Source organism: Prosthecobacter sp. SYSU 5D2 (assembly GCF_039655865.1).
Classification (GTDB): Bacteria; Verrucomicrobiota; Verrucomicrobiia; order Verrucomicrobiales; family Verrucomicrobiaceae; genus Prosthecobacter.
Genome location: NZ_JBBYXL010000013.1, coordinates 196149 through 207465, shown reverse-complemented (window position 1 = coordinate 207465; position 11317 = coordinate 196149). Strand labels below are relative to the sequence as shown.

Sequence of the window (11317 nt, the reverse complement as noted above, 5' to 3'; positions counted from 1 at the left end):
TTCAGACCGGATGGCATAGGAGTAACCCTGAACTTCGATTAACGGGCAATGGCGCAGTTTGACGGACGCTGTCTTGCGTTTGATAGGTCGGCTACATGAGTTGTTTTCACTGGCTGGCCGTTTTTTTTCTTGCCCTGATTTTTCAGGCTCAGGCGCATGTCGTGCCGAACATGACGATTGAGGTGGATTTTGCGAAGGATCATGGGTTCACGCTGAAGATGAACCTGGATCCGAGGGTGTTTCTGAGTGATCAGCCGACCTCGCTGCCACCGGTGTCGGCGGACTGGTATTTAAACCAGTCGCCGGAGGAAAAGAAGGCCACGTATGAAAAGGCCACGGAGTATCTGAAGGCGAATGTGGGCCTGACATTCAATGATGAACCTGTGCCGATGCCGCCCTGTGACTTTGTCGCGCTGGACGGGGCCACCTATGAAGCGGTGAAACCGGACACAACGGAAACGCATCTGCTGGCCACGGCCAAGTCCCAGGTGCCCGCCGGTGCGGACAGTTTCAAAGTTGTCTTCGGCAGGAAGGCCAATGTCAGCCTCATATTGATCAACGGGGAGGAAGGCAATGAAGAACGCAAACCCCAGGTGATTTTTCCTGGGGAGACGAGCCGTCCGTTTAAATTCACTGCCGCACCCGTGGTGGAAGAGGAAAGGGAGGTGGAAGCCTATACGATCTCGGAAGTCACCGTCAGGCGTGTGTATCCAGATCTGGGAAAGGTCGTGCTGATCATAGTCATCAGCGTCCTGCTGGTGTTCTTTGCCCTCGTTTTCTTCAGTCACCGGCGCAAGCGCCGATGAACTCCACCACGCGGCGCTCATGCCAGCCGCGCAGACGGTGGTCCAGGAAGCCGACATGGCCGCCGTAAGCCGGCATTTCCAGGTGCAGATGCGGACTTTGGGCTGCCAGCTCTTCTGGAAAGGAAGGCGTAGTCAGCAGGGGATCATTCAGCGCATTCAGCAGCAGCGTGGGAACTTCAACTTTGCCCAGGTGGGGCAGGGAACTGGCCCGCTCCCAGTAGTCATCGGCATCGCGAAAGCCATGCATGGGGGCGGTGAAACGGTCGTCGAATTCCTTGATGGTATGAATAGCGCGGATGCCCTGGATATCGAAGCTGTCCGGGAACAGGCGGGCCTTGGCCTCAATCTTGATGATGAGGGTATTCAGGAAGCGTTTCAGGTAAAGGCGGTTGCCAGGCAGTTCATCCAAAACGCGGGCGCTGGAGGCCAGGTCCACCGGCGAGGAGACAGCGGCAGCCGCGACGATGTGCGGATGTGCGGCCTGCTCGCCAAGGCATTTGAGGGTAATATTTCCGCCCAGGCTAAAACCGACGAGGGCCACCTGCTCATAGTCATCGGCGGCGTAACCAATGATGCTGCGCAGGTCGCCTGATTCCCCACTGTGATAGGAGCGCGGGAGGCGGTTTTCCGTGCCGCCGCAGCCGCGAAAATTCCAGGCCAGCACATTCCATCCTGCCAGCAGCAGGGCGGCGCTCATGCTGCGGATGTAGATGGCATCGGTGGAGCCTTCCAGACCATGGGAGAGGATGGCCAGGCGTTTGTGGCCAGCTTGATACCAGCGCAGTTCCAGGAAATCTCCGTCCTCCAGCTCCAGCCGCTCATGTCTGGCCTGCGGCGGTCGCGCACGTGGCAGGAAGGTGGGCAGCACGGTCTGCACGTGACCGTTACGCAGGAAACGGGGCGCCTGGTAACTGGAGGTGATGACGGGCATGGGAGCAGGTCATTTCAGCCACCAGCAGAAGCTGCCGCTGGGCACGGGCAGGACATCCGCCGCACCACGAAGCTGCATCTCCCCCTGCTCCAGAGTTCCGCCTGACTGGCCGAACTGCTGGACTAACAAATGATGCAATGAGAGAGGGGTGAGCTCCGGCGTGTGGCAGGAAAGCAGCACGCCCAGAGGCTGGTCAGACATCAGTTTGCCAATGAGGGAGAGCAGCGGTGGCAGGTCGTTTTCAATCTTGAAGATCTCCCCTTTGGCCCCGCGCCCATAGCTGGGCGGGTCCAGGATGATGAGGTCATAAAACTTCTCACGGCGGTGCTCGCGCTCCAGGAATTTGGTGACGTCGTCCACGATCCAGCGGATGGGTTTGTCATCCAGGCTGTTCAGCATGGCGTTCTTGCGCGCCCAGTCCACCATGCCTTTGGAAGCATCCACATGGCAGACCTCCGCTCCACTATGGGCGGCAGCCAGAGTGCTGCCACCGGAGTAGGCAAAGAGGTTCAGCACACGCGGAGCACGGCTGTGTTTTTTGCGATAGTCCGCGCAGGATTCGCGGATGCGTTTCCACTGGTCCCGCTGCTCCGGGAAGATGCCAAGGTGGCCAAAGTCCGTGCTGCTGAGCTGGAAGCGGGTGCCGTCCACACCAATTTCCCAGGTGGCCGGCAGGCGGTCACGCCCACGCCATTGGTTACCGCCATCGCGGAAGAAGCTGGCGGTGGCCTTTTGCCAAGTGCTGGGTGGCAGCGTCTGCCGCCACACAGCCTGGGCACAGGGGCGGGATAGCACCACCTCGCCAAAGCGTTCCAGCTTTTGAAAGTTGCCGCTGTCGAGGAGTTCGTAGCCGTTGGGATTCATCAGGGCAGGTCAGATTAATCTCCAAGGCCCACCGCCTGGCGCACGCGCTCCAGCGTTTTGCGGGCGACGGCGCGGGCTTTATCAGCACCTTCGGCGAGGACTTTGTTCACATATTCCGGGTTTGACTCAAGCTCGGCACGCTTTTCGCGGAAGGGCGCAAAATAGTCTGTGATACCTTGAAGGAGGCGTTTCTTGAAGTCGCCGTAACCTTTGCCGCCTGCCTGGAAATCAGCCACCATCGCCTCGTAATCCGCCGGGGAGGCGACAAGTTGATAAAGTGCCAGGATGCTGCTGCCTTCCACCGGCTTGGGAGATTCCACCGGGGTGGAATCTGTCGGGATGCTCATGATGGCTTTTTTGAGCTTGGCCGGTTCTTCGAAGAGTTGGATGGTGTTGCCATAACTCTTGCTCATCTTGCGGCCATCCGTGCCGAGCACCACGGCGGTTTCTTCGCGGATGCGGGGATTCGGCAGCCTTAAGAGGCCCTGGCCGAAGGTCTCGTTCATCTTGATGGCGATGTCGCGGGTGACTTCGACATGCTGCTTCTGATCGCGGCCCACGGGGACGACATCCGCATCATAAATGAGGATGTCCGCCGCCATGAGGACAGGGTAGGCAAAGAGGCCGTGGCTGGCGCTGATGCCATTGGCCACCTTGTCTTTATAACTATGGCAGCGCTCCAGCAGACCCATGGGAGTGACGGTGCTCAGGATCCAGGAGAGCTCCGTATGCTCCGGCACGTCGCTTTGGCGGAAGAAGACGCACTTCTCCGGGTCCAGCCCGCAGGCCAGAAAATCAATGGCCAGATCCCGCACATTGCTGCGCAGGGCTTTGCCGTCGTGGATGCTGGTCAGGGAGTGGTAGTCGGCGATGAAGTAGAACGCCTCACCTTCATGTTGCAGCTTCAGCGCCGCCTCCATCATGCCAAAATAATTGCCGATGTGGAGACGCCCGCTGGGTTGGAGGCCGGAAAGGATACGCATAGTCCCCTAGAGATGGCTGGCGATGCGGGGAGATTCAAGGGCGGAGCTGGAATTTCCGCTGAACGGTTTTATCGCATCGCTGCGCATGCAGGAAGCCAGCCTTCAATGGCGTTTATGGCTGCGCGAAAGATCTCTCCACGCTGCATCACCATGTTTTTACGCACCCTCTGCACCCTGCTCTTTTTGTTGAGCGCCCTTTCTAGCCAGGGACAAACGACGCCAGCGGACCCTGCGGTGCAGCCCCTGATTGACCAAGTGCTGGCCGCTGCGGGTGGCAAAGAAAAGCTGCTCACCCTCTTTCGCATCAAAGAGACCTTTCACTTCGGCGCGAACCAGACTCCGGATGAAGGAAAGAAGGCCACCGTTCGCGAGTCCGTCCTGGAACCGCCCAAATACTGGTGGCTGGGTAAAAAGGAGCGGGCGGATGAACCGGCCAAATTCGATGTCTGGGCCTGGACCCTGGGCGTGCTGGTGGATCCAGCGACGAAGGTGGAAATCATTCCCGACTTCACGCACGAAGGGCCGCCGCTCTTTGGCCTCAGTGTCAGCGGCACCATTGATCCGGCCATGGATCTGTATTTTGACAAAGAAACGAAGCTCCTGAGCCGCATCGGCTGGCGTGGGGACTATTACCTCTTCAGCGACTGGAAAGAGCACGACGGCTTCAAGTATGCGAGCAAGACGGTCATTTATAAAAAGGCCAGTGGCAAACCGTGGTTCTTCCATGAGATCACGGAGGTGGAGAGGCTGAAGGAACTGCCTGCCGGGCTCCAGCGTAACTGATACGGAAATGCAGGGCCCTGATAAGGTAGGTCGGGATGAGGCGTAGGTTCTCCGCCATGCATCACCGACCACTCCTTGTTGTCTCCATCCTCTGCCTCTCCACCGCGTGGGGAAGCGCCCAGCAGACCGCTTTGCAGAAGAAGGACACGAACCTACCCCCGACGCCGACGAAGAACCTGAAAACCAAGATGAAGCCTGGGTACACGATTCCCATCGTGGACATCAGCGGGGAGAAGGAGCGGCAGGTCATCGTGGACCGCGAGGCCGGACAGTATCTGGGGCATCCCACAACCCTGCTGCTGGAGGATAACAAGACGATGCTCATCGTCTATCCGAAGGGCCACGGACGCGGAGCCATCGTCTATAAACGCAGCAACGATGCCGGCCTGACCTGGAGCGAAAGGCTCCCCACACCGAAGTCCTGGGAGACCTCCCTGGAAGTGCCGACCCTGCATCGTGTGGTGGATGCCGCAGGCAAAAAACGCATCATCATGTTCAGCGGCCTGTATCCCATCCGCATGGCGGTGACGGAGGACGATGGCGCGACCTGGGGAGAGCTGAAACCCATCGGTGACTTTGGCGGCGTGGTGACCATGTCCACCGTCATCGGCCTGGACAAGCCGGGGCATTACCTGGCCTTTTTTCATGATGACGGCCGGTTCATCCGGGGGGGTGAGGTGGAGAAATATCGCGTCAAATCTCCGCACAGCGACCACACTTCCTCCACTGCCAAGCCCTGGCGTTTTTGGGTTTACACCTGCCTTTCCACCGATGGTGGTCTGACCTGGAGTGTGCCGGCTCCTATTGCCATGCTGCCAGATGCCAGCCTCTGCGAGCCCGGCGTGCTGCGCTCACCGGATGGCAAACAGATCGCCGTGCTGCTGCGGGAAAACTCACGGAAGTACAATTCCTACGTCATTTTTTCCGATGACGAAGGGCTGACCTGGACGGAGCCACGAGAGCTGCCAGCCGCCCTCACCGGTGACCGCCATGTGGCCAAATACGGACCCGACGGACGGCTCTTCATCACCTTCCGCGACACCACGCATGTGAGTCCGACGAAGGGAGACTGGGTGGGCTGGGTTGGCAAGTATGAGGACATCGTCAAAGGCAGCGAAGGGCATTATCGCGTGCGCATCATGGACAATACCAAAGGTGCGGACTGCACCTATCCTGGCGTGGAGCTTCTGCCAGATGGTACCTTTGTGACCACCACCTACGGCCACTGGACCGAGGGTGAATTGGCCTATGTGGTGAGCGTGCGCTTCAAGCTGGATGAGCTAGATGCGAAGCTGAAGAAGTGATGCCGCAGGCCAGTTTTCAGCCCAACAGTTCAAAAACACCGAACGCCGACGGGACATGGAAGTCCGGTCGTTCGGTCTGTGGGTTCACCCATGGCATCCAGCCGGAGTGAATACCGCCATCCGGTTTGTGGGAAAACTCGGCACGGAAGACGCCGGCGAAAAACTCGGTGGCTCCGGGCTTGAGGATGTCCAGGTCGCGTAAAACGGCCATCGGCAGCGTCCCCTGCACCTGGTAATCCTTGCCGTCAATTTTCGCTTCGACCACCAGCTCAGGGCAGGTCCATTCCCAGTCATACTGCCGGTAATGCCGGGCACGGTAGGCCAGGACTTCTCCATGCGGACTGATTTCAAAGGCGTAGTAAGGGTTCAGGCTGAGATCGGGTGCGAAGAATATTTCCACCCGGTCGGAACCGAGCACACGATCCTTTAAAGTTTCGCCCTCGCCGAGCACCAGATCTTCGTCCACACAGTCAAAACGGAAGATGAGATTCTCCTCATTCCATGCAGCACGAAAGCAGGTTTGAGGCGCTGGTGTGGTTTCCCAGGGAAACGTGAAATCTGTGATTTGGACAACGTGATTCCACTCAAAGCCAGGGTGACCGATACGATGGACCTGATAAGTGGGCGGCGGCTGGATTTCAGAAATCATGAAGCTCCAGTCATCCAATCATGCATGCAAAAGTGCAAGGCACTTCAGCAGCCTCGACAGCCTTCCAGATGACCGCTAAGGTGCGTCCATTCCACGCATGAGATACCTCCTCGTATTGGCAACAACTCTCCCCCTGATGGCCCAAGAACCCTCCCCTCTCGTCATTGCCCATCGCGGGGCCAGCGGCTACCTGCCGGAGCACACGCTGGAGGCCAAGGCCATGGCCCATGCGATGGGTGCGCCTTCCATCGAGCAGGATGTGGTGCTGACCAAGGACGATGTGCCCGTGGTCCTGCATGACATCCATGTGGACACCATCAGCGATGTGGCCACCCGTTTCCCTGGCAGGCAACGCGAGGACGGGCGGTTTTACGCGCTGGATTTCACGCTGGCAGAGCTGAAGCAGCTTCGTGTGACGGAGCGCTTCAATGCGAAAACCGGGCTCCAAGTTTTCCCTCAACGCTTTCCGCTGAACCGCTCCACGTTTCAGATCCCCACGCTGGAGGAGGAGCTTCAGCTCATTCAGGGGCTGAACCAGAGCACCGGCCGGCAGGCGGGCATTTATCCGGAGATCAAGCAGCCCGCCTGGCATCGCAAAGAAGGCCATGACATCAGCCGCATTGTCCTGCCCATCCTGGAAAAGTATGGCTACAAGGGCAGGGAGGATGCGTGTTACGTGCAGTGCTTTGAGTATGAAGAAGTGAAGCGCATCCGTCAGGAGCTTGGCTGGAAAGGCAGGCTCATCATGCTCATGGGCGCCGGTGCGAAAGGCAGCGACGGAACGGACTTCGCCTATCTGCGGTCTCCTGAGGGGCTGAAGGAGCTAAAGCTGGTGGCAGACGGCATCGGCCCTGCCATAGGCAGCATCATCGGCACAGACCGCCACATCACTTCACTGGTCAAAGACGCCCATGCCGCAGGGTTGAAAGTGCATCCCTACACCCTGCGCACGGATGAACTGCCGAAATTTGCCACTTCTCCAGGCGACCTAATGGACCTGCTGTTCAACCAGGCGAAGGTGGACGGCCTGTTCACCGATTTCCCCGATGTGGTTTTGAACTGGTTGGAGCAAAACAAATGATCCTCACACCGTGAAGAATGCGCTGATATGCTTTTTGTTAGCGGCGGTAACGGCCCTGCTCTTTCTGCTGGGCCGCCAGGATGCGCCTGTTCTTGTTGTCCCGCCGCCTTATCCAGAGCTGGTGCGCCTGTTTGAAGAAGCGGCACAGAATCCGGCCTTGAGCGGCACGGCCATTGGCTTTTGTCTCCTGGATGCAGACGGGGAAGTTGTCTTTGAACAGAACAGCCGCACGGCCTTCATTCCTGCCTCCACTTTAAAAACCGTCACCACGGCCACCGCCCTGGAGATCTGGGGTCCGGAGCATCGTCTTCAGACCCTGTTGAAATCAACAGCTCCCATTCTTGATGGCATCCTGACTGGAGACCTGGTCATCGAAGGCGGCGCCGATCCCACCCTCTCGCTGGAAGACTTGGAAGCCTGGGTTGCCCTGCTGCTGGAAAAGGGGCTCCAGCGCATCACGGGCCGCATCATCGGTGATGGCCGCCTGCTGCAGGGTTCACTCTACGATGACTTCTGGAACTGGGGCGACATCGGCAACGGCTACGGCAGCGGCGTGGCGGGCCTGAATTTGAATCACAACCGTTTCACCGCTCGCTTCCGCGCGGGGGATGAAGAGGGTACAAAGGCCGCCTTCCTCGGTGCCAGTCCAGAGGTGCCAGGCATCCGATGGATCAACGAAATGATCACCGGCAGCGCCGAATCCGGGGATGGCGTGGTCATTTATGGCGGCGAGCGCACGGGTGTCATTCATCTGCGCGGCACCGTGCCGCTGGGCTCGACTGGCTTTGCCGTGACGGGTGCCGTACCCGATCCTGAGCAGTATGCAGCGCATCATCTGCGGGCCTTGCTGTTGAATGCCGGCATTATTGTGGAAGGTGCTGCGGAGACTTCGGCCTCCGGGGCCATCCCCGAAGCCCTGGAGGTGCTGCATACCCATGAATCCCCACCGCTTCTTGACATCATCACCAGCATCCATGCCACTTCGGACAACCACGAAACCGAATGTCTGTATCGTTTGTTAGGCCTGACGGATGGAAAACCGCCGGATGAAGTGGTGAGAGACCACTGGCTGGCACGCGGCCTGGCTTTTGAAGGCCTGCGCATGGAGGACGGCTGCGGCCTGGCCCGCGCGGATTTCATCCGGCCGCTCGACCTCGCCCGCTTGCAGCATCTGGCGCGTCAGGGGCCGCATGGAGAGTTTTATCGTGAATCCCTGCTGGTCTCGGCGGACGGAGCCGTCCGCTGGAAAGGTGGTGCCATGTCCGGGGTGCGTTCCTACACCGGTTATGTCAAGGGGACATCTGGCGCAGAGTTCAGCTTTGCCCTGATGATGAACCATTTCCGGTCCGCGTCAGAACCGGCACATTTGCAGACTGGGCTGTTAGAAATCCTGCGTCAACTGTAAAACCCTGGCAACCACTGTTTACCCCGGGGGCCTCGCGAATTTTCTATATGAAGATTATGCCATTTATCATATTACGAGCTTGTTGGCTGTGCAGTATTGATAAAAACCACAAAAAGGATCGAAACATGCTCCAAAGAAAAAAGAATTAATGCGTATAAACAATAATTGCCATTGCAAAATCTCAATTATGAGAGATAATGCTCAGCCGGGACCTATCGAAATTTAAAAAAATGTCGGAAAATCAAAATTTGGTAATCATATGAAACTTTATCAGCATTTCTTTATCTTTTTAACTGTCGGGTTCATCCAGTCGGCCGCTCATGCAGACATTATGCTGGGAGCCCCGGGGATCACTGCCGGCACCCGGATTGCCACCAAGGTTCCCTTCAAAATTGATCACACGATCACGAACACGTACAAGTTTGTTTTCTCCGGCATTGAAGCCAAAGGGGACACCCTCGGTGCCCCAGGCTCCTCTGGAACGAACGGAAATGGAGGCCAGTTTAACCTCAAAGCCTCCGTCACAGTGGGGAACGGCAGTGGCGAGAGGGCCGGGAATCTCTATTTCCGCAATATCCAGGAGTATAACAGCTCCCCGTTGCAGACTCTCTTGATTACCCCACCAGCGGTGTGGAAAGCCACGACGACCCCGCTTAATGTGGACATCACCTGGCAGGGAGGCGGCAATGCCCATAAACCCAACGGAATCTTCAACATCCTGGGCGAGCACCAAAAGGACCCGCCCATCCCGACAGGATCACTCACTTTTATCACGGGCAACTGGATCCTTGAGGACAGCCCCAACCCGGAAGGTACGGCGACGGTTACCCGGGAATAATCCGCGCTTTTACACGCTCACTGCCGTCTGCAAATGAAATCTCTGGCCGCCAGTCATTCAATGCGAGCGCTGATCACAGCTCTCTGCATGGCTGCCGTCGGCAGTCTCGCATGGGGGCAGCCTGCCGCAGGCGGCGCGCGGGATGTGGTGACGGAGGAAAAGCTGCGAGAGCAGGCTGAAAAGGCCCCCAGCCTAAAGTCACTGTTGCAGGCCTCTGCCAAGCCCGTTGTGGGAGCCCCCCCCGCCACTCAGAGCTCCCTGTGGGCTCGCTCCATCATCCTCACGGACGGAGAAATGTTCACGCTGATACCGGTGGGCTCCATCTTGCATGTGCCACCTGCATTGCAGAACCGGGTGGCGGCCGCTCCAGTGGGGAAGTTTACCCTCTGGCCCCATTTTTTGAAAAGAAACTCGGCCTGGCTGGGGGGGACGGACGTCACGTTGGAGATGTCCCGGGGAGATGCCCGTGCCGCCAGGACCTTGTTACAAAGCATTGCCAAGGACACACGCCTCCTGGTGGCCGTGTATAAAGGCGGCCCCATCACCATCTTGGAGGCAGCACCTGCCGGTTCCACCTCTCAGGAAAAATGAACATGAAGAAGCTGATTTTACTCGCGAGCTTGCTTGTCACCTCCTTGTCCGCGCAGGAGGCGGAGGCCTGGGTGCGCCAGACGGACCTGGCGACCGGCCAGATTTATGATACGCCCATCGTCGGTAACGGCGGCACCTACACGGCACCGGTAAGGGTGAATGAAACCGGCTCGCTGTATGAACTTTTCGCCCGGGGCACTGCCTGGGATAACAACATTTACCTCCTGGATACGGAACTGATCGGGACTTATAATCCCCAGGTGGCCATCACCATTGCCACAGAGGACGACTATGTCCGGGGAGACCCGTCCAGCGGCAATTTTGTCAGGCGCACGCGGGCAGACCGCCCGTTCACGGTGCAGATCGAAGTCGAAGGTCTGGTGGAAGGAAGCACAAGCACGGCGGAGCGCTCTGTTTATCTGGCTGTGCAAGGGCGCAATGCGGATGCGCAAACCTATTCCCTGCTGGATCAGCCCCAGTATCTCATGGAAGATGCCAATCTGGAAAACGGCAGCTATACACTTGGCCCTCTATACCACCAGCTCACATCCCCAACCCTGAGCGCGGGCAATGGCGAGCAAAGTTTCACCATCGTGAGATATGCTTCTTTCATGGTGCCTGACACGATTCTGGCCCAGCCTAAGGTGGAAGTCTGGCCGGTGGCCGCAGCCAGCATCGGTAACATTGCTGACAACCAGGTGTTCATTGACCGCATTCCCACCGTGGTCATCACCCTGGAGAATCTGTATCCGGACTCATACACCTATGTACAATATTACCAGGGCGGCCAGGTGTTGGGAACTGAGGGAACGGTGGTGGGCAATACGGAACGCAGATTTGGAACCTATTACAACCCTCATCTGTCAGGGGAATCCACCAATGTGCCGCAGAACCTGTCCATCTCCATTGATGACCTTTCCAACTATGCCTCCGATGACGGCATCTACACGCTGGAGGTGATCACCCGTACGCCCTTCTTTGGCCGGGCGGCTGAGCGTCTTGCGCATGTGACCTTTGAGGTGGACCGCGTCATCAGTTCACGCGGTCAGATCAGCACCAAGGAAGTGTCCGCCAACCCCTGA

At 58.1% G+C, this 11317-nt stretch carries 12 protein-coding genes; 8 read left to right on the top strand and 4 right to left on the bottom strand.

The window, feature by feature from the left end:
• The first annotated feature begins 95 nt into the window (after positions 1-95).
• The gene (locus tag WJU23_RS21025; RefSeq protein WP_346334592.1) at positions 96-806 is read left to right on the top strand and encodes a hypothetical protein; all 711 of its coding nucleotides are present in this window, start codon (positions 96-98) and stop codon (positions 804-806) included.
• Here WJU23_RS21025 and WJU23_RS21020 read toward each other — a convergent pair.
• From WJU23_RS21020 to trpS, 3 genes are read right to left on the bottom strand one after another with little or no spacing between them, the layout of a single operon-like run.
• Positions 781-1737, bottom strand: coding sequence for an alpha/beta fold hydrolase (locus WJU23_RS21020; RefSeq protein ID WP_346334591.1), 957 nt, complete (start codon positions 1735-1737; stop codon positions 781-783). The genes WJU23_RS21025 and WJU23_RS21020 overlap by 26 nt on opposite strands.
• Before the next feature lie 9 nt (positions 1738-1746).
• On the bottom strand, positions 1747-2601 hold the full coding sequence (locus WJU23_RS21015) for a class I SAM-dependent methyltransferase (RefSeq protein ID WP_346334590.1): 855 nt from the start codon (positions 2599-2601) through the stop codon (positions 1747-1749).
• Positions 2602-2615: 14 nt separating this feature from the next.
• A complete protein-coding gene (trpS, locus tag WJU23_RS21010) occupies positions 2616-3584 on the bottom strand; it encodes a tryptophan--tRNA ligase (protein WP_346334589.1) in 969 nt (322 codons plus the stop codon).
• Positions 3585-3734: 150 nt separating this feature from the next.
• Here trpS and WJU23_RS21005 point away from each other — a divergent pair, with 150 nt between their 5' ends.
• Together WJU23_RS21005 and WJU23_RS21000 are read left to right on the top strand one after the other, a co-directional pair.
• Positions 3735-4367, top strand: coding sequence for a hypothetical protein (locus WJU23_RS21005; RefSeq protein ID WP_346334588.1), 633 nt, complete (start codon positions 3735-3737; stop codon positions 4365-4367).
• 56 nt (positions 4368-4423) lie between these two features.
• A complete protein-coding gene (locus tag WJU23_RS21000) occupies positions 4424-5671 on the top strand; it encodes a sialidase family protein (protein ID WP_346334587.1) in 1248 nt (415 codons plus the stop codon).
• A 16-nt stretch (positions 5672-5687) separates the two neighbouring features.
• On the opposite strand, the gene WJU23_RS20995 is transcribed toward WJU23_RS21000, so the two are convergent.
• Positions 5688-6320: a carbohydrate-binding family 9-like protein gene (locus WJU23_RS20995; protein WP_346334586.1), complete on the bottom strand. Its 633-nt coding sequence runs from the start codon at positions 6318-6320 to the stop codon at positions 5688-5690.
• A gap of 97 nt (positions 6321-6417) precedes the next feature.
• Here WJU23_RS20995 and glpQ point away from each other — a divergent pair, with 97 nt between their 5' ends.
• The 5 genes from glpQ to WJU23_RS20970 all read left to right on the top strand — a co-directional run bounded on the left by glpQ (position 6418) and on the right by WJU23_RS20970 (position 11317).
• The gene (gene glpQ, locus WJU23_RS20990) at positions 6418-7401 is read left to right on the top strand and encodes a glycerophosphodiester phosphodiesterase (RefSeq protein ID WP_346334585.1); all 984 of its coding nucleotides are present in this window, start codon (positions 6418-6420) and stop codon (positions 7399-7401) included.
• 10 nt (positions 7402-7411) lie between these two features.
• Positions 7412-8806 carry a D-alanyl-D-alanine carboxypeptidase/D-alanyl-D-alanine-endopeptidase gene (dacB, locus tag WJU23_RS20985; RefSeq protein WP_346334584.1) on the top strand — a complete coding sequence of 465 codons (1395 nt, stop codon included), beginning with the start codon at positions 7412-7414 and terminating at the stop codon, positions 8804-8806.
• Positions 8807-9065: 259 nt separating this feature from the next.
• Entirely contained in the window at positions 9066-9644 is a 579-nt protein-coding gene (locus tag WJU23_RS20980) for a hypothetical protein (protein ID WP_346334583.1), read from the top strand.
• A gap of 33 nt (positions 9645-9677) precedes the next feature.
• Entirely contained in the window at positions 9678-10235 is a 558-nt protein-coding gene (locus WJU23_RS20975; RefSeq protein ID WP_346334582.1) for a hypothetical protein, read from the top strand.
• A gap of 2 nt (positions 10236-10237) precedes the next feature.
• On the top strand, positions 10238-11317 hold the full coding sequence (locus WJU23_RS20970; protein WP_346334581.1) for a hypothetical protein: 1080 nt from the start codon (positions 10238-10240) through the stop codon (positions 11315-11317).

Bases quoted from the DNA above. Each gene is read 5' to 3' on its own strand.
- WJU23_RS21005 (WP_346334588.1), top strand. From the start codon at position 3,735: ATGTTTTTACGCACCCTCTGCACCCTGCTCTTTTTGTTGAGCGCCCTT.
- WJU23_RS20995 (WP_346334586.1), bottom strand. From the start codon at position 6,320: ATGATTTCTGAAATCCAGCCGCCGCCCACTTATCAGGTCCATCGTATC.
- WJU23_RS20975 (WP_346334582.1), top strand. From the start codon at position 9,678: ATGAAATCTCTGGCCGCCAGTCATTCAATGCGAGCGCTGATCACAGCT.
- WJU23_RS21000 (WP_346334587.1), top strand. From the start codon at position 4,424: ATGCATCACCGACCACTCCTTGTTGTCTCCATCCTCTGCCTCTCCACC.
- trpS (WP_346334589.1), bottom strand. From the start codon at position 3,584: ATGCGTATCCTTTCCGGCCTCCAACCCAGCGGGCGTCTCCACATCGGC.
- WJU23_RS20970 (WP_346334581.1), top strand. From the start codon at position 10,238: ATGAAGAAGCTGATTTTACTCGCGAGCTTGCTTGTCACCTCCTTGTCC.
- WJU23_RS21015 (WP_346334590.1), bottom strand. From the start codon at position 2,601: ATGAATCCCAACGGCTACGAACTCCTCGACAGCGGCAACTTTCAAAAG.
- glpQ (WP_346334585.1), top strand. From the start codon at position 6,418: ATGAGATACCTCCTCGTATTGGCAACAACTCTCCCCCTGATGGCCCAA.
- WJU23_RS21025 (WP_346334592.1), top strand. From the start codon at position 96: ATGAGTTGTTTTCACTGGCTGGCCGTTTTTTTTCTTGCCCTGATTTTT.
- WJU23_RS20980 (WP_346334583.1), top strand. From the start codon at position 9,066: ATGAAACTTTATCAGCATTTCTTTATCTTTTTAACTGTCGGGTTCATC.
- WJU23_RS21020 (WP_346334591.1), bottom strand. From the start codon at position 1,737: ATGCCCGTCATCACCTCCAGTTACCAGGCGCCCCGTTTCCTGCGTAAC.